The 25,298-nt window shown below is 63.3% G+C and carries 21 protein-coding genes and 1 pseudogene; 15 read left to right on the forward strand and 7 right to left on the reverse strand.

Going from position 1 to position 25,298, the window contains the following annotated elements:
* The first annotated feature begins 192 nt into the window (after positions 1-192).
* The 6 genes and pseudogenes from AC1DQ3_RS08805 to AC1DQ3_RS08830 form a co-directional block, all read left to right on the forward strand.
* A complete protein-coding gene (locus tag AC1DQ3_RS08805; protein WP_477119809.1) occupies positions 193-768 on the forward strand; it encodes a DUF5625 family protein in 576 nt (191 codons plus the stop codon).
* Positions 769-777: 9 nt separating this feature from the next.
* Positions 778-4,623 carry a calcium-binding protein gene (locus AC1DQ3_RS08810; protein WP_477119810.1) on the forward strand — a complete coding sequence of 1,282 codons (3,846 nt, stop codon included), beginning with the start codon at positions 778-780 and terminating at the stop codon, positions 4,621-4,623.
* 222 nt (positions 4,624-4,845) lie between these two features.
* A complete protein-coding gene (locus tag AC1DQ3_RS08815) occupies positions 4,846-6,957 on the forward strand; it encodes a type I secretion system permease/ATPase (RefSeq protein WP_477119811.1) in 2,112 nt (703 codons plus the stop codon).
* Positions 6,957-8,300: an HlyD family type I secretion periplasmic adaptor subunit gene (locus tag AC1DQ3_RS08820; protein WP_477119812.1), complete on the forward strand. Its 1,344-nt coding sequence runs from the start codon at positions 6,957-6,959 to the stop codon at positions 8,298-8,300. Before AC1DQ3_RS08815 ends, AC1DQ3_RS08820 begins: the two co-directional genes overlap by 1 nt.
* Positions 8,290-9,762, forward strand: a complete 1,473-nt coding sequence (locus AC1DQ3_RS08825; RefSeq protein WP_477119813.1) for a TolC family protein — start codon at positions 8,290-8,292, stop codon at positions 9,760-9,762. Before AC1DQ3_RS08820 ends, AC1DQ3_RS08825 begins: the two co-directional genes overlap by 11 nt.
* A 25-nt stretch (positions 9,763-9,787) precedes the next feature.
* Positions 9,788-9,924, forward strand: a pseudogene (locus tag AC1DQ3_RS08830) (XRE family transcriptional regulator); the annotation flags it as partial.
* 5 nt (positions 9,925-9,929) lie between these two features.
* On the opposite strand, the gene AC1DQ3_RS08835 reads toward AC1DQ3_RS08830, so the two are convergent.
* Positions 9,930-11,045 (reverse strand): porin, encoded by a 1,116-nt coding sequence (locus AC1DQ3_RS08835; protein WP_477119814.1) that lies wholly within the window; start codon positions 11,043-11,045, stop codon positions 9,930-9,932.
* Between the two features lie 644 nt (positions 11,046-11,689).
* Here AC1DQ3_RS08835 and AC1DQ3_RS08840 point away from each other — a divergent pair.
* From AC1DQ3_RS08840 to AC1DQ3_RS08880, 9 genes are read left to right on the forward strand one after another with little or no spacing between them, the layout of a single operon-like run.
* Positions 11,690-12,721, forward strand: coding sequence for an ABC transporter substrate-binding protein (locus AC1DQ3_RS08840; protein WP_477119815.1), 1,032 nt, complete (start codon positions 11,690-11,692; stop codon positions 12,719-12,721).
* 4 nt (positions 12,722-12,725) lie between these two features.
* Entirely contained in the window at positions 12,726-13,553 is an 828-nt protein-coding gene (locus tag AC1DQ3_RS08845) for an ABC transporter ATP-binding protein (protein WP_477119816.1), read from the forward strand.
* The gene (locus AC1DQ3_RS08850; protein WP_477119817.1) at positions 13,553-14,392 is read left to right on the forward strand and encodes an ABC transporter permease; all 840 of its coding nucleotides are present in this window, start codon (positions 13,553-13,555) and stop codon (positions 14,390-14,392) included. The genes AC1DQ3_RS08845 and AC1DQ3_RS08850 overlap by 1 nt, the downstream gene beginning before the upstream one ends.
* A 48-nt stretch (positions 14,393-14,440) precedes the next feature.
* Positions 14,441-15,826, forward strand: coding sequence for an FAD-dependent oxidoreductase (locus AC1DQ3_RS08855; RefSeq protein ID WP_477119818.1), 1,386 nt, complete (start codon positions 14,441-14,443; stop codon positions 15,824-15,826).
* A gap of 5 nt (positions 15,827-15,831) precedes the next feature.
* Positions 15,832-17,019, forward strand: a complete 1,188-nt coding sequence (locus AC1DQ3_RS08860) for a CaiB/BaiF CoA transferase family protein (protein ID WP_477119819.1) — start codon at positions 15,832-15,834, stop codon at positions 17,017-17,019.
* Complete coding sequence (locus tag AC1DQ3_RS08865; protein WP_477119820.1) at positions 17,016-17,789, forward strand: enoyl-CoA hydratase-related protein; 774 nt, start codon at positions 17,016-17,018, stop codon at positions 17,787-17,789. The genes AC1DQ3_RS08860 and AC1DQ3_RS08865 overlap by 4 nt, the downstream gene beginning before the upstream one ends.
* Positions 17,789-18,124, forward strand: coding sequence for a ferredoxin (gene fdxA / locus AC1DQ3_RS08870; RefSeq protein WP_477119821.1), 336 nt, complete (start codon positions 17,789-17,791; stop codon positions 18,122-18,124). Before AC1DQ3_RS08865 ends, fdxA begins: the two co-directional genes overlap by 1 nt.
* Positions 18,125-18,177: 53 nt before the next feature.
* Positions 18,178-19,092, forward strand: a complete 915-nt coding sequence (locus AC1DQ3_RS08875; protein WP_477119822.1) for a LysR family transcriptional regulator — start codon at positions 18,178-18,180, stop codon at positions 19,090-19,092.
* A 13-nt stretch (positions 19,093-19,105) separates the two neighbouring features.
* The gene (locus AC1DQ3_RS08880; RefSeq protein ID WP_477120023.1) at positions 19,106-20,536 is read left to right on the forward strand and encodes an aldehyde dehydrogenase family protein; all 1,431 of its coding nucleotides are present in this window, start codon (positions 19,106-19,108) and stop codon (positions 20,534-20,536) included.
* Between the two features lie 58 nt (positions 20,537-20,594).
* Here the strand turns inward: AC1DQ3_RS08880 and AC1DQ3_RS08885 are convergent, their stop codons facing one another.
* The 6 genes from AC1DQ3_RS08885 to AC1DQ3_RS08910 all read right to left on the reverse strand — a co-directional run bounded on the left by AC1DQ3_RS08885 (position 20,595) and on the right by AC1DQ3_RS08910 (position 25,292).
* A complete protein-coding gene (locus AC1DQ3_RS08885) occupies positions 20,595-21,353 on the reverse strand; it encodes a 3-hydroxyacyl-CoA dehydrogenase (protein WP_477119823.1) in 759 nt (252 codons plus the stop codon).
* Positions 21,354-21,557: 204 nt separating this feature from the next.
* A complete protein-coding gene (gene adk, locus AC1DQ3_RS08890; RefSeq protein WP_477119824.1) occupies positions 21,558-22,223 on the reverse strand; it encodes an adenylate kinase in 666 nt (221 codons plus the stop codon).
* 359 nt (positions 22,224-22,582) lie between these two features.
* Positions 22,583-23,392, reverse strand: a complete 810-nt coding sequence (gene kdsB, locus AC1DQ3_RS08895) for a 3-deoxy-manno-octulosonate cytidylyltransferase (protein WP_477119825.1) — start codon at positions 23,390-23,392, stop codon at positions 22,583-22,585.
* Positions 23,393-23,404: 12 nt separating this feature from the next.
* Complete coding sequence (locus AC1DQ3_RS08900; protein WP_477119826.1) at positions 23,405-23,593, reverse strand: Trm112 family protein; 189 nt, start codon at positions 23,591-23,593, stop codon at positions 23,405-23,407.
* Positions 23,574-24,683 (reverse strand): tetraacyldisaccharide 4'-kinase, encoded by a 1,110-nt coding sequence (gene lpxK, locus AC1DQ3_RS08905; RefSeq protein ID WP_477119827.1) that lies wholly within the window; start codon positions 24,681-24,683, stop codon positions 23,574-23,576. Before lpxK ends, AC1DQ3_RS08900 begins: the two co-directional genes overlap by 20 nt.
* Positions 24,684-24,863: 180 nt before the next feature.
* Positions 24,864-25,292 (reverse strand): ExbD/TolR family protein, encoded by a 429-nt coding sequence (locus AC1DQ3_RS08910; RefSeq protein WP_477119828.1) that lies wholly within the window; start codon positions 25,290-25,292, stop codon positions 24,864-24,866.
* Between the last annotated feature and the right edge of the window lie 6 nt (positions 25,293-25,298).

The following is a 25,298-nucleotide window of genomic DNA, read 5'->3' on the forward strand; positions in this document are numbered from 1 at the left end:
CATCGGCTCGCAAGCGACCATCGGCTCGCAAGCGACAGAAGTAGCGATCCGCGTAGGCGTGCTTAACCGCATGGCGGTTCTCGCACGCCCGAATTCCGTCCGCATCGCCTGATTTTTGGATCACGGGAGCCACTTTGCCTTCAGATTCGATTAATGCAACAACGCCGTGATTTTCGGTAGTGGGGTGATGGTATGAAGACCGGGGAGTATATCTTAGGCATTGTGGTTTTGGTGATTTTTGCTTTTTCGCCGAATAAGACCTTTGTCCATGCAAAGGAGCGGGGGATGCCGACGGAAATTCATGAAAGTCCTTACGTGACACCATTCCCGCTGGCGCACGGAGGGGAAAGAGTTGATGTGGTGATTCGGGTGACAAAGGCTGACTATCATCACTTCAATCTCGTTTTTGTCGAGCGAAGGGATTGGTCGGAAGAAAAGAAATATGAGTTGAGGAGGGTATTCAAAGGTTGGGCATTGTTGGGTGAATTTAATAATCAACGGACTTATCCAATTAAGTTGCGTTTTCAATTGGATTCTATTGACGGAAAAACCAACGTTCACATAGACGAAATCATAGCGGACCGAGGGAATGGGGGGTACCTCACATTCTCTGGATCAAAAGATACCGATTGGAGAGCGAACAATATTTATTTTCCAAGGCTGGAGAAGGGCATCTATCGAGTGCGGGTGGAAAACCTCAGTCCTTGTCCGGATATTGCCTGGATAGAGACGTTGTTTGAGTTTTTGCGTATTGGTCGAAAGTTCTAGGAGAGAGGCATGAGAAATCACTATCTTTTGAAGCTTCACGTCGAGCAACCCGGTACCAACTATGTAGGTCAACCTTCGAGGACTGGTCATATCTGGTATGAAATCGTTGACTCGAATGGCAAGACGGTGCTGCAGGCCGGATTTGCGCCGCGAGATGATAAGACCACATTGGGTCCTGTGCCGGGTCGAATCTTTAATAATGATGGTCAGGCTTATGCGGGCAATGCCTATTTCACCGCCACATACAAAATTACCAAAAGCCAATCCGCTGTTTTGGAAAGCTATGCCAATACCCCAGAGGCTTACGGTTTCAACAAAGACAGCTATTGGGCCTTGACCAACAGTTGTGTGGATTTCATTTGGACTGGGCTGCGCGCCATCGGAATGAGTCCAGGCGGGCACGAAGGCAGATTGACGCCAGTTGGTAATGTGGCGGGTTTAAGTGTCCTGAGGAACCCATCATTCCCTGATGGCGGGCTGGTACTTCTGGAGCGAAACCAGGCCTGCCTGAATCCGACAATCTTTGACAAGGATAGATTGGTGCGCGATTGGACCAGGCAGGGCTTGATCAGCCGCAGCGACACCGCTGCCTGGAATGACTGGATGTCAGGGGCCCTGGTCAATGGAGGGTCCACTCAGCCAATCGGTGGTTTGGGCTACTTTGACCTTGCCCCCATCGGGGCGTTCTATGAGAGCAAGAGCGCGGGGATGGATACGGCCGTGTCCATCGCCAGCAGGACATTCCGCATCCTGGACAGCGCAGGTATCGGACTGACGGCCGCGCAACTTGGCAGCTACGACACCAACAGGGACGGGCAACTCAGCGGCGCCGAGTTGAATGGCCTCTTCGCCTGGAGCGACCTCGATGAAGATGGTGTCCTGCATCAAAGCGCGACCCCTGCCAACGAGCGCACCGCGCTGAGCGCGGCGTTGGCCGCCGCGGGCCTGAGCGGCATCCGCTCCCGCGACTACGCTTTCTATACGTCAGGGAACGCGAACTACGGCACCACCGCGCAAAGCACGGCTTCGGCTCCGGTGAGCACATTGGTGGCACCGGGCATGCCCGTAGCCTTGGCCAGCCACTATGCCATCTTGCGTGCCGGGGATAACCGTTTTTACGTCAGTCCGCATACATGGATTGACTGGTTCGCTTCCCAGGTCAAGATTTCCAGCAACCAGCAGAACATGGTCGGCACCGAGGGGAACGATACCTTCGATATCGGGTACTACGCCGGCTACGATGGGAAATTCTTCAACCTGGGCCTTGTCAGGAACTTCTACGCAGGCGGCGGCAACGACGTGATGGGCGGAAGCAGCCGCAACGACAACCTGTGGGGTGGAACCGGCAACGACCTCCTGCTTGGCTATGCCGGGGACGACAACCTTTACGGCGAAGACGGGGATGACGAACTGCAGGGCGGTGCCGGCAACGACACGCTGGCTGGCGGCGCCGGCAATGATCTTCTGCTGGGTCAGGATGGCGACGATATCCTGGTCGGCGGCAGCGGCCATGACGAACTCCAGGGCGGTGCCGGCAACGACCGGCTCGATGGCGGCACGGGCGACGACAGGCTCTTTGGCCAGGTCGGCAACGACATCATGAACGGTGGCGACGGCAACGACCTCATGTGGGGATTCACCGGCCGCAACGAGGTCAAGCAGACGCTGGCCCCGGGCGAGACGGATGACGACATCATGTTCGGCGGCAATGGTGCCGACCAGATGTACGGTGGTCCGGGCAATGACTACATGGACGGCGGCGCCGGCAATGATCTGGTGATTGGCGGCGACGGCAACGATACGCTGTTTGGCGGGGCAGGAGACGACGAGGTCGACGGTGGCAGCGGCGACGACATCATGGACGGCGGCGCCGGTGCCGACAAGATGTTTGGCGGCGTCGGCAACGACCGGATGTGGGGCGGCGATGGCAATGACATCATGATGGGTTTTACCCCGATCAACGACACCAAACAGGCATTGGCCGCAGGGGAAACCGACGATGATGTGATGTACGGCGGCGCCGGTGACGACCTGATGTTGGGCGGCCTTGGCAACGACCAGCTCTGGGGCGGCGTCGACAACGACGAACTCCAGGGCGGCGAAGGCAACGACGTCTTGTATGGCGAGGCTGGAGACGACAGGATCTTCGGCGGTGTCGGCAACGACATCATCTATGGCGGCGACGGCGATGATCTGATTGTCGGCTTCACGGGCAACAATGAAGCAAAGCAGACGCTGGCCGCCGGCGAGACAGACGATGACTTCCTCTATGGCGGCGCGGGCAATGACACCCTTTTGGGTGGCCTGGGCGACGACTATCTGGATGGCGGGGCCGGGGCGGACCACATGGAGGGCGGCAAGGGCAATGACACCTACATCGTCAATAGCGTCAACGATGTGATTCTGGAGCAGAAGCACGAAGGCTACGATACGGTGGTCAGTAGTGCCAATTACATCCTGAACGCCAATATCGAGGAACTCCGGCTGGTCGAGGGCTACACCATCAACGGCACCGGCAACAGCCTGGACAACCGCATCATCGGCAACAGCCAGGACAACGTTCTGGATGGCGTGACCGGGGCGGATACCATGATCGGCGGCGCGGGCAACGACACCTACTACGTCGACAACGTGGGGGACCAGGCCATCGAGCTGGCCGGGGAAGGCACGGATACGGTGAATGCCAGCATCAGCTACACACTGGGCGCCAATCTGGAAAACCTCACCCTGCTGGATTTCTCCAAGGCGGAGAAGGGCCTTGCCGACGGCGTCGACATCCTCGTGTATGGTTATCCCAAAGCCTTCGAGCTGGATTACATGCAGGGCAATGCCGTGGCTGGCTACCAGGGCACCTGCGCGCTGACGGCCATCGCCAACCTCGGCACCCAGGCCAGCCAGGACTTGTCCGAAGCGCAGGTGGTGCAGGCCGCCATCGACAACAACTGGTGCGTCACGGACCCCGGCAAGCCGGACCACCAGCGCGGCGGCTCCAACTACGCCGGGCAGCAAGCCCTGCTCGACGGCTTCGGCATCCGCAACGGCATCATCATGGGCTACAACGAGCAGGCCATTGCCAACCTGATCAAGAGCGGGCGTGGCGTCATCATCGGCCTCAACTCGGGCAAGCTGTGGGGAGACAACGCCTACCTTGACAACGGTGGGGTCAACCACGTCGTGACCGTCACGGGCGTTGCCTGCGAGGCGGCGAGCGGGGCCATCAACGGGTTTTACATTGCCGACTCCGGCCGCGGCCTGGTCAGCGACATGACGCGCTACGTCTCGCTTGCCGACTTCCGCGCCAATGCCAATGTCGCCCACGCCTACACCATCTACACCATGGATCCCATCAAGCTCTGGGAAGAGAACATCAACGCCACCGGCAACGAGCAGGACAACATCATCACCGGCAACCGTGGCGACAATGTGATCGCGGGCGGAAAGGGCAACGATACGCTCATCGGGCAAGCCGGCAACGACACCTATGTCTTTGCCAGGGGCGATGGCCAGGATACGGTGGTCGATCGCGATGCGACGGCGGGCAACACGGACGTGTTGCAACTGGATGGTATCGACCAGACCAATCTGTGGTTCCGCCAATCGGGCAACGACCTGCAGATCAGCGTGATGGGCACGGCCGACCAAATCACCGTCAAGGATTGGTATGTCCCGGGCACCAGCGGCGCGGATAACCAGGTGGAGCGCATCAGGACAGCGGATGGCCTGACCCTGTACAACACCGACGTGGAGCAATTCGTGCAGGCGATGGCGGCATTCGCCCCACCGGGCGCGACACAGACCAACTGGACGAATGGCCAGACCAGCAACGGCAATGTGCTGCTCACGGTAACGCATTGAACTTTGCCAATGCCAATGGGCCGCCAGCGCGCAGGCAAGGCGGTCCACGGCGGATATTGCCCTGCTTTATCGGGTCAGTCCTTGAATGGCTCACCTTGATGCGTGAGCCATTCGATTCTTCCTACCCTAGCTGGGTTCTGTTCCATCGTGACCACGTCAGACACCTCTGATTCCGCGAGCATGGCCGAGACGGCGGACATCGACACCGGCTTGCAGTGCCTCATGCTCATGACAAGGCTGCACGGCATCGCCGCCGATGCCGCGCAGTTGCTGCACCAGTTCGGGCGCGAAACGTTCACCGTCCAGACCATCTTGCTGGCGGCCAGGAAGCTGGGCCTGACGGCCAAGCGCGTGCGGCAGGACCCACAACGCCTGGCTCGTGCGCCCTTGCCTGCCATTGCCATCGACACAGCGGGCCAATTTTTTCTGGTCGGCAAGGTGGATACCGCACAAGCGCCGATGCGGGTGTTGATCCAGCGCCCCGGCCAGGCACCTGAAGTACTCGGCCTCGATAGCTTCACGGCACAGTGGACAGGCGAGTTGATCTTCTTCTCCAGCAAGGCCAGCTATGCGGGGGAAATGGCCAAATTCGACTTCACCTGGTTCATTCCAGCAGTCATCAAGTACCGCAAGACCTTGGGCGAAGTGCTGATGATCTCCCTGGTGCTGCAGATCATCGGTTTGGCGATGCCGATGTTCTTTCAGGTGGTGATGGACAAGGTGCTGGTCAACCATGCCATGAAGACCCTCAACGTCATTGCCATCGGCCTGATTGCTGCCACTTTGTTCGAGTCCGTGTTGACGGGCATCCGCACAGCGGTGTTCGCCAACACCAGCAGCAAGATCGATGTGGAGTTGGGCACCCGGCTGTTCGGGCATCTGCTGAGCCTGCCCATCAGCTACTTCCAGGTGCGGCGGGCGGGCGATTCGGTGGCGCGCATCCGCGAACTGGAGAACATCCGCGCGTTCCTGACCGGCAACGCCATGACCCTGGTGCTGGACATCGTGTTCTCGTTCGTATTCCTCGCCGTGATGCTGTGGTACAGCACCACGCTGACGTTGATCGTGGTGGCCTCCATTCCGGCCTATCTGGCGCTGTCGTTCGTGTTCACGCCAATTCTGCGGGCCAGGCTCAACGACAAATTCAACAGGGGTGCGGAGAACCAGTCCTTTCTGGTGGAAACCTTGACCGGCATGGACACCATCAAGGCGATGGCCGTGGAGCCGCGCTGGCAGCAAAAGTGGGACAAGCAGCTTGCTGCTTATGTGTCGGCTGGATTGTCCACCACCAATATCGCATTGGTGGCCAGCGGCGGCGTCACCCTGGTGAGCAAGCTGGTGACGGCGGGCATCATGTGGCTGGGGTGCTTGCTGGTGATCGATAACAAAATGACCGTGGGGGAACTGGTTGCCTTCAATATGCTGGCTGGCCAGGTGTCTTCGCCGATCCTGCGCCTTGCCCAGCTGTGGAACGACTTTCAGCAGGTTGCCATTTCGATGAGCCGCCTGGGGGACATTCTGGATGCCCGTACCGAGGTGGCGGGCAACAAGACGCGCATCCCGCGGATAGCCGGTTCGATCACGTTCGACCAGGTGTCATTTCGTTACCGGCCGGATGCCCCGGATGTCATTCGCGCCGTTTCCCTGGAGATACAGCCAGGGGAAGTCATTGGCATCGTCGGGCGATCGGGTTCCGGCAAAAGTACGCTGAGCAAACTGGTGCAGCGCCTGTATGTGCCCGACCGAGGACGCGTGACCATCGACGGGCAAGATATCGCCATCATCGATACGGCATCGCTGCGCCAGCAGATTGGCGTGGTGTTGCAGGAAAGCACGCTGTTTTCGCGTTCGATACGCGACAACATTGCCCTGTCCGACCCATCGCTGTCCATCGGAGACATCATTGCGGCAGCCAGACTGGCCGGAGCGCATGACTTTATCTGCGAGCTGCCCGAGGGCTACGACACGCCGGTGGGCGAGCATGGCACGGGCTTGTCGGGCGGGCAGCGTCAACGCATCGCCATTGCAAGAGCCTTGATTGCCAACCCGCGCATCCTGGTCTTTGACGAGGCCACAAGCGCCCTGGATTACGAGTCCGAGAAGATGATCCAGGACAATATGCGGCAAATCTGCGCGGGCCGCACGGTGCTCATCATCGCGCATCGTTTGAGTGCCGTGCGCGACGCGAACCGGATCGTGGTGATGGAGCGAGGGCAGATCGCCGAGGCTGGCAGCCATGACGAGCTGCTCAAGCACCCGCAAGGCATCTATCGCCACCTCTACGACTTGCAAACCGTCCAGCGCTCGCATGCCCAGGCGACGGAGGCGGGGTAATGCGCATTCGTCACCGTTTGCAAGCCTGGGGGGAACTGCGCCGTCGCTACCGCGCTGCATTCGCCCATTTCTGGAAGCTGCGCCATACGCTTCGCACGGACTTCTTCAATAGGCAGGAGGCCGAATTCCTGCCCGCCGGTCTGTCGTTGCAGGAGGCCCCAGACTCTGCGACGCTGCGCTGGACTGGACGTATCCTGATGGCGATGGTGGTGTTCGTCTTGCTCTGGTCAGTCTTCGGCCGGGTCGACATCATCGTCAACGCCGTGGGGAAAATCATCCCGTCGGCGCGAACCAAGACCATCGGCTCGGTGGATGTGGCCAGCGTGAGGGCCTTGTATGTGACTGAAGGGCAGGAGGTGCGCGCAGGCGACCTGCTGATCGAGCTGGATTCGAGCAGCAGCGATGCCGAGCATGACAAGGCAGCCGATGCCGTGGCGCAGGCCAGATTGCAGGTGGCGCGCTCGCTGGCCATGATTGATGCCCTTGCACGGCTCAGAGCGCCGCAATTGGGAGCCGTGGAGGGCGCGACAAGTGCCCAATGGCAGGCCGCCAGACAGCAACTGGAAGGGCAATACAAGGACTTCCACGCCAAGCTCACCCGGCTCGATGGAGAGATTGCCCGCTATGGCGCCGCCCTGCCGCTGGCGGCGCAACGGGCCGAAGACTTCAAGGCACTCCTGGCCGACCACACGGTTTCCCGCCATGCCTGGCTGGAGAAGGAACAGGCCAGGGTGGATCTGCAGGGGCAGTTGCTGGATGCGACGAATCAACGTGCCGCATTGATAGCCCAAGCCCGCAAGGAAGCGCACGATGCAGCCACGGAGGGCCACAAGACCGTCGCTGCCGGACAGCAGGACCAGCGCCGTGCGGGTGAGCGCAGCAAGCTCCTGAAGCTCACCGCGCCCGTTGATGGAACCGTGCAGCAACTGATGGTGCATACCATCGGCGGTGTGGTGCCTGCCGCGCAACCCTTGATGCAGATTGTGCCCAAAGAGAATGTGGTTGAAGTGGAAGCCTTTCTGGAGAACAAGGACGTGGGCTTTGTGCAGGTGGGGCAGGACGCGGAGGTGAAGATCGACGCCTTCGAGTACACCAGGTACGGCACCATCAAGGCCAGGGTCAGACATGTCTCCCAGGATGCGATTCAAGACGAAAAGAGGGGCCTGATCTACGCCACCAGGATCGTCCTGGACAAAACCGGCATCCTGGTCGATGGCAAGACAATGCCACTGTCGGCGGGGATGTCGGTCAACGTGGAAATCAAGACCGGCACCCGGCGTGTCATCGAATACGTTCTGTCGCCCTTGGTCCAGCACCAAAGGGAGGCGTTGCGTGAGCGTTAGCCATGGGGTTCGCCGTTACCTGTCGGTATTGCTGGCAGCCCTGCTCCCCATGCAGGCGGCTCAAGCATGGGATTGGCTGGACATCGCCACGACCCCTTTGGCTGACCCTCTGCTGGCGCGGCCGCCTCAACTGGACACTGGCAAGACGCTACCTGGAGACGGTCAGGCCCATGCCTGCGACGACAGTGCCTACGACCATGCAAAACCGCTGACCCTGCCGGAGGCGATTGATCTGGCTTTGTGCCATAACCCCCAGGTGCAAGGTGCCTGGGCGACCATCAAGCTGCAGGCGGCGCAAGTCGGGGAAGCTCGAGCGGCCTATCTGCCGACTGTCAACATCGGTGCGAGCCGCTTGAGCCAGAAAACCCAACACCCGGAAGCACGGTTCCAGGTCAACACGCAGCGCACCAGCGACGCACGGTATGCAACGGTGACATGGCGGTTGCTGGACTTTGGCGGGCGCAATGCAAACCGCCGTTCGGCAAACGCCTTGCTGGAAGCCGCCTTGGCGAGCCACGACGCGACGCTGCAAAAGACGATGGCCAGCGTGATTGGCCTGTACTTCGATGCACAGGCGGCAAAGGCCAACCGCGAGGCGAAAGAGAAAAGCGAAATTCTGGCCAAGCGGACTCTGGAGACAGCCCGCAGGCGTGAAGCACGCGGCGCGGGAGCGCAGTCCGATACATTGCAGGCAACGACTTCCCAGGCCAAGGCTGAATTGGAGAATGCTCGTGCTCTCGGTGCCTACGAAAAATCGCTGGCGGCCTTGGTCGTGGCATTGGGACTGCCAACCCAGACAGTCGAGTCACACGGACTCGTGCTGGCTCAAGATTATCTGGACGAAGACAACGCACTGCAGCAGGATCTTGCAACCTGGCTCAAGCTCGCCCGAGACGAACACCCCGCCTTGCTTGCAGCACATGCCCAGTTGGAGTCGGCAAAAGAGAAACTGGCCGTCACTCGCTCGGAAGGGCTGCCTACACTGGATTCCACGCTCAGCAGATACATCAATGGCCGTCCCAATCAAGGGTTATCCGCGGCACAGACGAGGGAATCCGTCGTTGGACTGAGCGTGAACTTCCCGTTGTTCGAGGGATTTGGGCGAACCTACAAGGTGCGCGGTGCTCAGGCACAAATCGAAATCAGGGAGGCTGAACTTCGGGATATCCGAAATCGGGTGCTCGGGGAGGTTGCCAAGGCATATGCCGATGCCGTCGCCGCGCTACGCAACCTGGAGTCGTCCCGGCGCTTGAATGACGCGGCCCACGACGCCTTGGAGAATGTGCGGCGCAAGTTCGATCAAGGCATTGCAGACATCGTGGAAATGCTCAGCGTGCAAGCGGCACTTGCAGATGCCCAACAGGAAAGAGTGAGAGCCCTGGCCGAATGGCGGTCAGCGCGTCTCAGACTGCTGGCTAACGCGGGAACGATCGGCTTCAAGGATGTTGTACATAAGAATTAGATCGGCAAGGGCAAGACGCGTCTTTTCGCAGGACGTGGAAGACCGCCAGGGCGGCCGCCGCGGCTTGCGCCATCCGCGGCGCGGGCTGCTGCATTTCGAGCAGCTCACGCCGGTGCCGGCCACCGCGACGGGTTGACGCTGGTGATGCTGATGCCGGCCTGAGGGGCTCAGAACTTATGCCGGATCCCCGCCACCGCCGACACCTGGGTCTTGGTCGACGACGGCGAGAGCGTGTAGATCTGGGCGTACGTGGCGTCGCCCGCCGCGTGCTGGTAGATGCCGACCAGGAATAGGTCGGTGCGCTTGCTGAGGAAATAGTCGGCGCCGAGGTTGACCTGGTGCCATTTCGGGCTGTTGTCCATGGGCCGGTATTCGCCCCAGGTGTAGATATAGGCCGCGCCCACCATCAGGTTGGGCGTGATGTAGTCGGTAACGGAAATCTCGCCGTTGTTGACCGTCAGCCTTGTATTGTCGAGGTAGTTGAAATGCACGTTGGTGTACAGCACCGACACGCCCACCGGACCGAACTGATAGGCACCCCCCGCACCGAACATCCGCTGCCGGTCAACCTTGGCCCCGGTGGAGAGGCTGGTGACGAAGGGGGACGTGAAGCCGTAGTCGCCAACGACCGCACCTTGCTGGTTGCTCGGGCTGTTCGGCGTGTTCAGTTCCTCGTACGCGACGCCCAGCGAAAGATTGTTGCGCTTGTACGAGATGCCAAGGCTATACGCATTGTTCGACTGGAAGTCGCCCGGCTTCTCGCCAAGGCTGAACATGCCGGCAAACTGCAATCCACCGTATGAAGGGCTCTTGTAGGCGAGGGTGTTGTTGACGCGGAACGTGTCGAACACGTTGTCGCTGTCGCCGATGTGCGTGCCATAGGCGGCGAACTGCGTCGCTGATTCATAGGCCCATAACGTTGCCGCCGAGAGGTCGTACTGCCGGCCGAGCGTGACCGTGCCGAGATCCTGCGACGACAGGCCGATAAAGGCCTGCCGGCCGAACATGCGCCCATTCTGCGATGCGGTGCCGCTGGTGATGGAAAATCCGCTTTCCAGCGTGAAGAGCGCCTTGGTGCCGCCACCCAGATCCTCCTCTCCCCTTATCCCCCAGCGCGGTGTCTGCATCGGCCCGTTGACCAACTGGAAGCTCGAATGGCTGTTCTGGTTGTTGGCATAGACGATGCCGGTCGAGATCAACCCATACAAATTGACCCCGCTTTCTGCGTGGGATGCCGAGCACGCCAGCAATACCGTCGTAGCGACGATGGCACTTCGCTTCATAGTGACCTTCCTGTCATGTAAGAGATAAAAAGCGGCCCCTCCCCGCGTGCACCGTGGTGCACAGGGATCCGGAAAAGACAAGAGCTGGATGGGATGGGGCGCTGGCGGCGTCGCTAGAAGCCGACCCGGGCCACGCCCGCGGGAGTTGACGCTCTGGCAGGGATTGCCGGCAGCGGCGTAACCGTTGCGTTGGGGTAACTTTGGCGCGCAATGGCGCCTGAGCCCACTTCAGCGTGAAGTAAGTCCCACGAACGGTCTGCGTAACAGTCTGCGTAACGGTCTGCGTAACGGCTAACGTGCATGTCGGCTTCCCTGCTTCCTCAATGGATCTCTTTATCGGTGAGATTTGAGTTGATTGTCGACGCAGGAAAACCGCGGCGGGAAGCATAGATTTTTGCTACCTCCGAGCGAAATATTCGCTCGGGTTGGCGGCATGCGCCCTTCTTTTTGCACCGCAATAGCGCGCCGCGGGCACCCCATTCGGGCGCGTTGCACTGACATTGTGCGATCTAATTCTGGCATCGCCGATGCTCTAAAAACAATTCTTGTGAGAGCACCCCCTCGTCATCAAAATACAGCAATCACGAGATCCGACCGCTTGCGGCCAGGTCTGGAAAACGAGGCTGGGGACCATGGGAATCAAGATGTCACGGTTAGAAAATCCGAATCGCAGGCGCGTGCTGCAGGCTTCCCTCGTGGCAGCCGGGCTCTCGGCTACCGGCGCGCTGCTGTCGGTCAAGTCGTTTGCCGCCGATCGCGCGGCGGTCAATATGCAGTTGGGCTGGATACCTGGCGGTAACCAGGTGGGCGAGGTGGTTGCGAAGCGGCTTGGCTACTACGAGCAGGAAGGAATCGACTTCAAGATCCAGCCCGGCGGCCCCAATGTCGATGGCGTGGCCATCGTGGCTTCGGGGCGCGGCGAGGCCGGGCAGATCTCATCGAGCCCATCCGTCATGCTGGCGGTATCGGAAGGGCTGCCGGTGAAATGCTTTGCCGTAGGCTTGCAGCAGCACCCCTACGCCTTCTTCTCGCTAAAGAAGACGCCTATCCGCACGCCGCAGGAAATGATCGGCAAGCGTATCGGCATCCAGCCCACCGGTCACGTGCTGCTCAAGGCGCTGCTGGCCAGGCACAAGATCGCGGAGAGCCACGTCAACGTGGTGCCGATCGGCACCGACATGATGCCGCTGCTCAGCGGTCGGGTGGATGCCGTTGCGGGTTGGCAGACCAACCTGTCCGCGCTGAAGGCCCTGGGCGCGGACCGCGTCGACCTGAGCCTCTGGGATTCCGGCGTTCGCCTGTACGCGCTGCCCTACTACGCGCAAACCGACACGCTGCGTAATCACCCGGAAGTGCTGCAGCGCTTTCTGCGCGCGACGGCACGCGGCTGGCTTTATGCCAATAAGAACCGGGACCAGGCAGTCGATCTGCTGCTCAAGGAATTCCCGAGCCTGAACCTTGCGGACGAGCGCGGGTCGATCGACGTCTTGATGGGCTACGCCTTCAACAAAGCGAGCGGCATGCAGGGTTGGGGAACGATGGACCCTGCCGTGTGGCAGGAGCAGATCTCCCTGTACACCCAACTCGGCCAGTTCCGCGCGCACACGCCCAAGGTGGAGGATGTCATGACGCTGGACATCCTGCAGGCCACCAAATCGTCACGACTGATGGTCTGAGCCAATGCAAGCCACGCTACGCAATCCACGGCCCGCCGCACGCGCCGGTGTTCCCGCAGCCGCGGCCACCGGGCTTTCGATCAGCTGCCGCAATATCAACGTCCGCTTCTTTACCGACCGCCGCAGCACCACAGCCATCGAAGGCCTGAGCCTCGATGTGGCAACGGGGGAATTCCTGACGCTGCTCGGCCCTTCCGGCTGCGGCAAGTCCACCTTCCTGCGCGTGGTGGCGGACCTGGTCAAGCCCAGCCGCGGCGACATCCGCGTGCTCAACGAACCCCCGGCGGTTGCACGGGCCCGTCGCGATATTGGCTTCGTGTTCCAGGATGCGGCGCTGCTGCCCTGGCGCACGGCGTTGCAGAACGTCGAGCTGCCGCTTGAAGTCGGCAACGGCAAGACGCGCGCGGGCAAGGCAACGCCGCGCGAGCTGCTGGAGCTGGTTGGCCTGAAAGGGCGCGAGGACGCCTTGCCTCACGAGATGTCCGGCGGCATGCGCCAGCGCGTCGCGATCGCCCGCGCGCTGGTCAGCGATCCGAAGGTGCTCCTGATGGACGAGCCGTTCGGCGCGCTGGACGAAATCACCCGCGACCGGCTCAACGAGGAATTGCGGCGGGTCTGGAAAGAAATGGGACTGACGATCCTGTTCGTCACGCACAGCATCCATGAAGCGGCATTCCTCGGCCAGCGCGTGCTCCTGCTGGCGGCCAATCCCGGGCGGGTCAAGGAGATCGTTCCGGTGGCGCTGCCTGAAAGCCGCACCCTGGATGTGCGCGAAACCCCCGAGTTCGTAACACTATCCGCGCATCTGCGCCGCGTGCTGGAGACTTGCTGATGAGCACATCGGAAATGAAGCTGAACCTGCCCGCTGTCGGCGCGGACGCGGAGGCGGACGCCTATTACGCCAGCCGCCGGCGGCGCATCTGGCGCGCCCGCGTCCTGCCCGCGCTCGGCATCGCGGGGCTGCTGTTCGCCTGGTGGGCCGTGGTGGCCGGGTTCAACGTCAAGCCCTTTATCGCGCCATCTCCTGGCCTGGTGCTGCAGACATTCTTCGACAAGCGCGATGTCCTGCTGCAGAACCTGGTTCCCACCGCCATCGAAGCGGCAGGCGGCTTCCTGCTTGGCAACCTGCTCGCCATCCTGCTGGCGACCGTGTTCGTTCATAACAAGACGCTGCAGGAGATTTTCTACCCGGTGGCGGTCATGATCAACTCGATCCCGGTGGTGGCCAAGGCGCCGATCCTGGTGCTGATCATGGGCAACGGGATCGAGCCGAAGATCACCATCGCCGCCATCGTGTGCTTCTTCCCCACACTGGTGAACATGGTGCGCGGGCTGGAAGCCGTCAATCCGCAATCGCTGGAGCTGATGCGGGTGCTGTCGGCCAGCAAGCGCGCGATTTTCTTCAAGCTGCGCCTGCTCAACTCGCTGCCTTATCTCTTTTCCGCCCTGCGCATCGCGGCGTCGATGTCGGTGATCGGCGCGGTGGTCGGAGAATGGGTCGGGGCCACGGTAGGCGTCGGCGCCATGATCATCCAGGCCACTTACGCCTTTGACTCCGCCTTGCTCTACGCGGCGATCATCATGTGCGCGGCGCTGTCCGGCACCTTCTTCCTGGTGATCGCATTGGTCGAACGCTGGCTCATCACGTGGCAGCCTGAACAATCGCATTGAGCGCCGCGTGACAACAACCATTCAGAAGATACAAATCAGAAGATGCAAATGAACAAGATCAATGACTGGATCCATCAGCCGGCGCGCGATGTGCGCGTCGCGGCCAAGGCGAGCGTGGTGGTGGTGGGTGGCGGCCCGGCCGGCCTGTCGGCCGCGCTTGCCGCGGCAAGGAACGGCGCCGAAACGATTCTGCTCGAACGCTACAACCACCTGGGCGGCCTTGCCTCGGGCGGCATGGTGCTGGTGCTGGACGATATGTGGGACAGCCACCTGCAGGAGATCTCCGTGCGCGGCAACTGCATGACCATGATCGAGCGCATGGCGGCGCTGGGCCTGGCGAGTTTCCCCCGCGCGAACGAGTGGGGCGAGGATCCTGCCGCCTATCGGCGCTGGGGCCGCTGGGGCACGTTCGATTTCCACAGCCAGAAGACGCCGCACCCGGTGTGCTTCGCCGCGGCCTTCGACCCCGATGCCTATAAGCGCGTCGCGCTCGACATGGTGCAGGAAGCCGGCGTCAAGCTGCGGCTGCACTCTTGGTTCTCGCAGACGCTGGTAGAGGACGGCCAGGTCAGGGGCGTGATCTGCGAAACGAAGAGCGGGCGCGAAGCCATCCTCGCCGACGTGGTGATCGACGCCACCGGCGACCTCGATGTCGCGGCCTCCGCGGGCGCGCCGCATGCCGGCGGCAGCTACATCACCACCACGGTGTTCCGCCTGGGCGGCGTGGACACCGAAGCCGCCGAGCGCTTCGAGCACGAAGAACCGGAGGCCTACGCGCAACTCGACCGCCAGGTCAAGCGCATCCTTGGCGGCTCGTGGGGCCTGTGGTGGCTCAAGACGCCGCTGCCTGGCGTGGTGTGGTGCAACTGCCCGCACATGGCGGGCATCGACGGCCTCAAGGCGGAAGACCTGACACGTGCCGAAATCCAGGGGCGCCAGCACATCCACGCCGTGGTCGAGTTCGTGCGCGAGAACCTGCCTGGCTTCGAGCAGTGCCATGTGATCGACGTCGCACCGCAGACGGGCGTGCGGCAGACCCGCCTGCTCGAAGGCGAGTACGTGATGTCCAAGGAAGACGTGGCGCAGCGGGTGCGCTTTGACGATAGCATCGCGCGCGGCCGTGACTACTACATGCCGTATCGCGCGCTGCTGCCAAAGCAGGTGGACAACCTGCTGGTGGCCGGCCGCCACTACTCCGCCACTTCGCAGGCGCAGAAGATCTCGCGCGAGATCCCGCCCTGCATGGCGATGGGCGAAGCCGCCGGCGTCGCCGCCGCGCTGGCGCTCAGCGCCAATGTTTCCGTGCGCGACGTCGACGTGCGCACGGTGCAGAAGACCTTGCGCGCGCAGGGCGCGGATCCCGGCGACCAGGCCGGCCGCAACGCCGATATTCCTGCACTGGCCGCCTACGTGCGGCAGGCGGAGGCAGCGTAAATACAATGGAGAGCAACAATATGGCGCAAGACCTGCCCCTGAGCGGCATCCGGGTCATCGATTTCACCCAGGTCATGATGGGTCCGGTGTGCACGCAGACGCTGGCCGACTACGGCGCCGACGTCATCAAGGTGGAGCGCAACGGTTCGGGCGATCTGAGCCGCTCCACCTTCGCGCCGGTTGCCGGCGCGGACAACCCCATCTTCTGCAGCCTGAACCGCAACAAGCGCAGCATTGCGCTCGACCTGCGGGATCCGGAGCAGATGGCGCACGTGAAGACCTTGATCGCGGGCGCCGACGTCGTCGTCAATAATTTCCGCGCGGGCGTGATGGACCGCATGGGCCTGGGCTACGAGGCTTGCCGTGCATTGAACCCGCGCATCATCTACGCGGTCGGCACCGGCTTCGGCGAATCCGGTCCCTATGCGCACAAGGGCGGCCAGGACGTGCTGGCCCAGGCCGTCACCGGCGTGATGGCGCGCCGCTCCGACGATTCGGTGCCGGTCTCGGTCTACCCGACCGCGCTGGCGGATTATTCCGCCGGCATGCACATGGTGCAGGGCGTGCTGCTGGCTCTGCTGGACCGCGCCCGCACCGGCGAGGGGCAGAAGATCAGCGTGTCGCTGTACAACTCCATGCTTGCCATGCAGATGCAGGAAGCGGCCATGATCATGATGGAGGATTCCGAGGTCAACTGGGCGGCCATGCCCTTGTCCGGCGTATTCGATACGCAAACGGGTCCGCTGGTGATGGTGGGCGCATTCAAGCAGAACCCGCTGCGCGACATTTGCGCGGCGCTCGAGATCGAGGATATGTCCGCCGATCCGCGCTACTGCGACCTGAACCAGCAATTCCGCAACAAGGCCGCGCTGCAGGCGGCGTTCCGCGATCGCTTTGGCGCCGGCACGCGCGAACACTGGCTGTCCCGCCTGGAAGCGCAGGACATCCTCTGCGCGCCGGTGCGAGACCTGCGTGAAGCACTGGTGGATCCGCAGACTTTGCATAACCAGCTGCTACTGGAAGGCCCGGGGGAGGGCCAGCAAGTGAGGTTCGTCGGCAGCCCCATCAGCATGTCGCGCGCCCGCGTCAGCCTGCGCCGCCCGCCGCCGCGGCTCGGCCAGCATAACGACGATGTGCTGCGTGAACTGTCGGGCATGCCGGCAACCACGGCCGTGCATGGGGAGGCAGAATGAGCGTCCATCTGCAAATCGAGAATTTCGTCGCCACGGTGACCTTGTCGCGGCCCGAGGTGATGAACGCGGTCGATCTGGCCACCGAGGCCGAACTGCAACGCATCTGGACGGAACTTGAGCGCCGCGACGACGTGCGCGTCGTCGTGCTGACGGGGGAGGGCGACCGCGCCTTCTGCGTGGGCGCCGATCTGAAGAACCCGTCCACCACCGGCCTGGAATACTGGGGTGCAGCGCGTCCCGGCGGCTTCGGCGGCATCGCGCTGCGCGAGACGCTGAACGTGCCCGTCATCGCCCGCGTCAACGGCTTCGCGCTCGGCGGCGGCTTCGAGATGGTGCTGGGCTGCGATATCGTGGTCGCCTGCGAGGACGCCAGTTTCGGCCTGCCCGAAGCGCTGGTGGGACGCATGCCGCTCGACGGCGGCATGACCCTGCTGCAGCGTCAGATCCCGTTCCGCAAGGCCATGGCCATGCTGCTGACGGGGCGCCGCATGCCGGCACGCGAGGCCGCCGAGATCGGCCTGATCAACGAAGTGGTGCCGCGCGCGCAACTGGATGCGGCGGTGCAAGTCTGGATCGATGCGCTGCTGGCCTGCGCGCCGCTGTCGCAGCAGGCGATCAAGCAGGTGGTGCGCCGCACCTCGACCCTGTCGCCGGCCGATGCCCAGGCGCTGCGGCTGCCTGCCCTGGTCAACGCGCTGCAGTCCGAGGATGCGCACGAGGGCGTGCTGGCCTTCCAGCAGAAGCGCAAGCCGCAGTGGAGCGGGCGCTGATGGCCTACGTCATTGCCTCCGGCTGTATCGATGTCAAGGACGGCGCCTGCGTGAAATGCTGCCCCGTCGATTGCATCTACGAGGGCGCACGCACGCTCTATATCCACCCCGATGAATGCATCAGCTGCGGCATCTGTGTTTCCGTGTGTCCGACTGAAGCCATCCATGACGAAGCGGAGCTGCCGCCCGCGGAGGCGGTGTTTGCCGCCGTGAACCGGGAGTTCTTTGCGCAGCATGTGAGCGGTGTCGGCTCGCCGGGCGGTGCCGATTACGTCGGGCCGCTGGCCTGCGATCACCCTCTGGTTGCGGCGTATCCTGTCCGGAGCGAACATTAGGCTTGTGCGCTGGCCAGCCGGACGGCGCACGCCATGAATGGATAGAGCAGATCATGCACGCCAGCATTTTGAAGTACTTCGTCGAGGTCGCAAGATGCGGATCGATCCGCAAGGCGGCGCAGAATCTCTATGTCGCATCCAGTGCGGTCAATCGGCAAATCCTGAAGCTCGAGGCCGAGATGGGCACCGAGCTGTTCGACCGGCTACCCAACGGCATCCGCCTGAATGCTTCCGGTGAGCGGATGCTCCAGCACATCCGTGCGACGCTCAACGACTTCCATGTGATGCGCAGTGAATTGGATGAACTCAAGGACGAGCGCAAGGGGCATGTGTCGGTAGCGGCGATGGATTCCATGTTCCTCGACTTCCTTCCCTCCGCCGTGGAGGATTTCTCCGAGTTGTACCCGGCAGTGACATACGCTATCACCGCCGTCACGCCGTGGGACGTCGCGCCGAAAATCCTGGGCGGTGAGTACGATGTGGGCGTCACCTACATCGCCAAGCTGCCTGCCGGGCTGGAGGTGGTGGCACAGGTTTCGCTGCCGCCCGGCGTTGTCATGGCCTCGTCCCATCCCCTCGCGAAGAAAGAACGGCTCAGCTTCGCGGACTGCCGCAATCATGCCTTCCTGCGCCTGGAGGGCCGCTCGCCCATCCAGGGCGTGGTTTCGCCCAAGTTCGCCGAATTCTGGGATTTGCTGACGCCCAGCGTCACGTGCAACTCAACCACCCTGCTCAAGCGCCTTGTCGCCTCCGGGCGGGGCATTTCCTTTTTCTCGAAACTGGCCTTCCTCGATGAGATCGAAAGCGGCGAAGTGGTGTGGCGTCCGTTCGATGAGCCCAACGTCAATGCGCTGACGGTCGGCGTCATTACGCCATGCCAGCGCGTGCTGTCCCATGTCACGCTGGAATTCGTCAAAGGCATTGTCCACCGCCTCAAGCAAGTAGAACTCTCACTGCTCGATACCTGAACCCGACATGACCATGTACAAGAACTTTATCAACGGCCAATGGCTTGACGGCGCATCCGCTGCTGCCAACGTCAATCCGTCCGACACCACCGACATCATCGGCCACTACGCGCTGGCCGATGCCGCCCAGGCCGGCCAGGCCTTCGCCGCCGCCCAGGCCGCCGCGCCGTTGTGGGGCGCCAGCACGCCACAGCAACGCGCCGATGCGCTCGACAGGATCGGTACCGAAATCCTGACGCGGCGCGAGGAGCTCGGCCTGCTGTTGTCGCGGGAAGAGGGCAAGACCCTGCCGGAAGGCATCGGCGAGGTGGCTCGCGCCGGGAATATCTTCAAGTACTTCGCCGGGGAGGCCTTGCGCCAGCGCGGCGACAAGCTGGCCTCGGTACGGCCCGGCGTGGAAATCGAAGTCACGCGCGAGCCGGTCGGGGTGGTCGGCATCATTGCCCCATGGAACTTCCCGATGGCGATTCCCGCCTGGAAGATTGCGCCGGCCCTGGCGTACGGCAATACAGTCGTGTTCAAGCCCGCGGAACTCGTGCCGGGCTGCGCCTGGGCGCTGGCGGAGATCATCAGCCGCGCGGGATTGCCGGCGGGGGCATTCAACCTGGCGATGGGGCGCGGTTCGCAAGTGGGGCAGGCCATGCTCGATGACAGGCGCATCGCCGCGATCTCCTTCACCGGCTCCGTGGCCACTGGCGGGCGCGTGGCCCAGGCAGCCGCGCAACGGCTGGCCAAGGTCCAGCTCGAAATGGGTGGCAAGAACCCGATGGTGGTGCTCAACGATGCCGACCTCGACCTGGCGGTGGAGTGCGCCGTGCAAAGCGCATTCTTCTCCACAGGGCAGCGCTGCACCGCATCCAGCCGGCTGATCGTGGAGGAGGGCGTCTATGGCCGTTTCGTCGAACGGATGCAGGAGCGCACGGCCGCGCTCAGGATCGGCCACGCCCTCGACGCCGGCACCGACATCGGCCCGGTGGCCAGTGGCGACCAGCTGGAGCAGGACTTGCGCTACCTCGCCATCGGGCGCGAGGAGGGCGCCCGGCTGGTGTGCGGCGGCGAACAGGCGACACGCGCCACGCCCGGCTTCTACCTGACGCCGGCGATCTTCGCCGATTGCAGCAACGACATGCGGATCTGCCGCGAGGAGATATTTGGACCCGTCGCCACCGTGATTCCCGCCAGGAACTACGAGCACGCGCTCGAACTGGCCAACGACACCGAGTTTGGCCTCGCCAGCGGGATCTGCTCGACTTCGCTGAAGCACGTGCAGCACTTCAAGCGGCATGCGCAAGCCGGCATGGTCATGGTCAATGTGCCGACGGCCGGGGTCGACTACCACGTCCCCTTCGGCGGCCGCAAGGGTTCCAGCCTCGGGTCGCGTGAGCAGGGCAGTTACGCAGCCGAGTTCTATACCACGGTAAAGACGGCGTACGTGGCGGGTTGAGCGGTGAGTCCAGCGGCGGCCGGACGTTGCTCCAGCGCGCCTCCGCCCGCCGGCGCCTTTACTTCGGCTGCATGCGGATGGCGCCGTCGAGCCGGATCACCTCGCCGTTGAGCATGGTGTTGCCGACGATGGCGGCGACCATCTTCGCGTACTCCGCCGGGCGGCCGAGGCGCGACGGGAACGGCACCATCTTGCCAAGCGCGTCCTGCACCTCTTGCGGCATGCCCAGCAGCATCGGTGTCTCGAAGAGGCCCGGCGCGATCGTCATGCAGCGCACGCCGTCGCGCGACAGGTCGCGGGCGATGGCCAGGGTCATGGCAACCACGCCGCCCTTGGAGGCGGCGTAGGCCGCCTGCCCGATCTGGCCCTCGAACGCCGCCACCGAGGCGGTGTTGATAATCACGCCGCGCTCGCCTTCGGCATCCGGCGTGTTGCGCACCATGGCCGCGGCGGCGAGCCGGATCATGTTGAAGGTGCCGATCAGGTTGACGCGGATGGTCTTGTCGAAGGCGTCCAGCGGGTGCGGGCCGTTCTTGCCGACCGTCTTGTTGGCGGTAGCGATGCCGGCGCAATTGACCAGCCCGGCCAGGCGGCCCAAAGCGATGGCGGCGTCCACCACGGCTTGCCCGTCGGCCTCGCTGCTGACGTCGCAGCGCACGAATTGTCCGCCCAGTTCCGCGGCCAGCGCGGTGCCGGCGGCCTCGTTGAGATCGGCGATCACTACCTTGCCGCCGGCGGCCGCCAGCATGCGGGCGCTGCCCTCGCCGAGCCCGGAGGCGCCGCCGGTGATGATAAATACGTTGTCTCGGATTTCCATGTTTGTCTTCCTCGCTCGAACCTGCTTGTGTGGTTGCTTGAGTGCCTGCTTGAGTGCTTGTGATGTTCCGGTGCCGCGGATATTGGATGGTGGCATAACGTTTACGTAAACGTCAATCTGGACGCGACGCACATGGCGCATGGCGCAGAAACAAAAAAAGCGACCCGAGGGTCGCTTTTCTGCGCATGGCTTGCCGTGCGTGACTTACTTCAATGCGTCGAACACACGCGCGGTGATGTCCTCCACGCTGCCAACGCCCGCGATCTTGCGGTATTGCGGCGGCGCGACCTTGGCGCCGGCATCGCCTTCGGCGGCCCATCTGGAGTAGTAGTCCACCAGCGGGCGGGTCTGCTGGGAATAGACGTCAAGTCGCTTCTTGACGGTCTCTTCCTTGTCGTCGTCGCGCTGGATCAGCGGTTCGCCGGTGACATCGTCCACGCCGTCGGTCTTGGGCGGGTTGTACTTGACGTGATAGGTACGGCCCGACGCCACATGGACGCGGCGCCCGCTCATGCGCTCGATGATGGCGTCGAAGGGCACGTCGATTTCCAGCACATAGTCGATCGCCACGCCTGCGTCCTTCATGGCCTCGGCCTGCGGAATGGTGCGCGGGAAGCCATCGAACAGGTAGCCGTTCCTGCAGTCGGCCGACTGCAGGCGGTCCTTGACCAGGCCGATGATGATGTCGTCCGACACCAGTCCACCTGCATCCATCACCTTCTTGGCTTCCACGCCTAGCGGCGTGCCGGCCTTCACCGCGGCGCGCAGCATATCGCCCGTGGAGATTTGGGGGATGCCGAACTTTTCGCAGATGAACTGGGCTTGCGTGCCTTTGCCGGCGCCAGGTGCGCCCAACAGGATCAAACGCATTACGGGTCCTCAGAGTTTTGAATCTGGTGTGGCAGGGGGAATGGAAGGAGGGTAACGCCGAAACTTGACGCGAGGCTTACCGCGCCATCAGGAATGGCGCGCCTCGGATCGGAGTCTGGTCTGTTGACGGCCGGCACGCCTTTAGCCACTGCCTCTGCGGGCGGGCGGGTGCCGAACGGGCTCACTTTTCATCTCCCCACCGAGCCTTGGCCGGACGCCCGGGCGTCCGACGGCTCTGTATCGTCAAGCATTATGCCATGAGGCGGCGTGATTTCGGCTTGCCGCAGCGGTGACATGTGTCATGACTTGTTGTGGCTTGCATGATGGCCGCGACACTTGGCGGCCACCTGCAAGTGCGCTCAAGGGCCTTCTTGCGCCATGACTTGCGCCCACAATGCGCGCACGCGCTCCAGATCGGCCTGCGTATCGACGCCCGGCGCGGGCGCGGCGGCCGTCTCCAGCACGCCGATCCGTTCGCCATGCCACATCGCTCGCAACTGCTCCAGTGCCTCGGTCTGCTCCAGCGGCGCGGCCGCCAGCGTGGGAAAGCGCCGCAGGAACCCGGCACGGTAGGCGTACAGGCCGATGTGACGCAGCACCGGCATGGTGGGCAGTGCCACCTGTGCAGTGGCGGCCGGCGCGGTGGGCACGCCGGCCCAGGCGTCGCGCGCCCAGGGGATCGGCGCGCGGGAGAAATACAGCGCGCGGCCGGCGGCATCGCACACCACCTTGACCACGTTGGGGTTGAAGACCTCGGCGATGTCGCCGATTGGGTGGGCGGCGGTGGAAATGGCGCAATCGGCGTGATGCGCCAGGTGCAGGGCCACCTCGTCGATCAGGCCAGGCTCGATCAAGGGTTCATCACCCTGCACATTGACCACGATGGCGTCGTCCGGCAGGCCCAGCAGCGTGGCCACTTCGGCCAGGCGGTCGGTGCCCGAGGCGTGGTCGGCGCGCGTGAGCACGGCCTCGATGCCGTGCGCCGCGCAGGTCAATGCGACTTCGGACGCATCCGTGGCCACCACCGTGCGCTGCGCCGAAGAGGCATGAGCCCGCTCGGCCACGCGCACGATCATGGGCTTGCCGCCGATATCGGCCAGAGGCTTGTTGGGCAGCCGGGTCGAGGCAAGGCGGGCGGGAATGACGACGGTAAAAGCGGGCAGCGACATGATGCGCTCCGCTTATTCCGGCGAAACCAGTGTGCCGGGCACGGTCTGGCGTGCTTCGTCGGCAAGCATGATGGGGATGCCGTCGCGGATCGGGTAGGCCAGTTTGTCGACCTGGCAGATCAGTTCCTGGGCGGCACGGTCATGTTCCAGCTTGCTCTTGCACAGCGGGCAGACCAGGATTTCAAGCAGCCGGTTGTCCATCTTGCGTTTCCTTGATGTGGCCGGCAGCGGTCGCGGCAGCCGCCGCCGTGGGAGCGGCCTGGGCATGCGCGGCGACGGCGCGGCGAATTTTGTCGATCAGGCCCGCGTCGATCACGGGCGTGGTGGGGACGACCCAGATCCGCGGGTCCAGCGGGTCACTGAAGCGCTCGCATTTTACGGCATCCTTCTCGGTGATCAGGATGGCGTCGGCAGCCTGCGCGACAGGATCGCCGGCAAAGGGGTCATCGGCGAAGTCGTAGTGGTCCGGCAGCGGCATGGTGTCGGGCGCCAGTCCGGCGGCCCGCAGGCTGGCGAAGAAGCGCTCCGGGTTGCCGATGCCGGCGGCGGCCAGCACGCGCTGCCCGGCAAACGTGGACAAGGGCTTGGCCATGGTCGGGTCGGCCAGTTGCCAGGCGTCGTCGAGCACCAGGCGCATGCCATAGACATCCGGCTTGTCCGGGCTGGCGCGGAAGTCGGGGTCGTTGATCAGGGTGGCATCGCGCCGGCGCGAGAGCGATTCGCGCAGCGGACCCGCCGGCAGCAGCAAACCGTTGCCGCCCATGCGCGTATCGAACATCACGATCTCGAAATCGCGTTGCAGCTTGTAGTGCTGCAGGCCGTCGTCGAGCAGCAGCACATTGACGCCGGGATGCGAGACGAGCATGGTCTGCGCGCACAGCGCGCGGTCGGGGAAGACCCAGACCGGCACGTCGGTGGCGCGCGCGATCAGCAGCGGTTCGTCACCCACGTCCCTGGCCTTGGAGTTCGGCTTGACCCGGCGCGGATGCTTGAGCGTAACACCGTAGCCGCGCGAAACCACGCCCGGGCGCAGGCCCGCTTCGGCCAGCGCGTGGGCCAGCGCGATCACCGCCGGGGTCTTGCCGGTTCCGCCCACGGTCACATTGCCTACGACGATCACCGGCATCGGCAGCCGCGTCGAACGGTACCAGCCGCGCCGGTACGCCAGCCGCCGCCAGCCGCTGATCAGCCCGAATAGCCACGAGAACGGCAGCATCAGCCAGGCGAACCAGCCGCGGCGCTGCCATTGGGCGGTGACGAAGTCGGCAAGGGCGTGGCGGGGAGCGGGCATGGGCGTGGTTGGCCGGGCTGGGCAAGCGTGTTGCGTTGTGAAGGGCAGGGGCGGGCCGGGGACAGCATGGCGGCGCGCTGGCGCCGCGGACGGGCAGGACCCGCATGCTACCCAGTCATTATGGGCACCTTGCGGCGCCCGCTGCAAGGTGCGGCTCGCGCGGAGCGTGAATCCGGCAGGTCAGCGCGCCTGCGAACTTTGCGTGGCGAAGGTCAGCCTGGGCAGCCCGGCCAGGCGGGCGGCTTCCATGACATTGATCACGGACTGGTGCGTGGCCTGCGCATCGGCATTGACGATCAGCACCGGCGGCTGGCCGTCGGCCGGGCCGGCAACCTCGCGCAGGCGCTGCGCCAGGCTGGTCACGTCCTGCTGGTCCATGATCTGCTTGTTGATCGAGTACACGCCCTTGGCCGAGACCGAAACCACGATCTCGCCGGGCCGCTGCTGCGCCTTTTCGGCGTCGGCGGTCGGCAACTGGATCTGCAGCTCGGTATAGCGCGAGTACGTGGTCGTGATCATCAGGAAGATCAGGATCACGAGCAGGACGTCGATCAACGGGATCAGGTTGATCTCCGGTTCTTCACGCCGCTGGCGGGATCGGAAGTGCATGGCGGG

The sequence above is a fragment of the Cupriavidus sp. 01T418 genome, assembly GCF_056398885.1.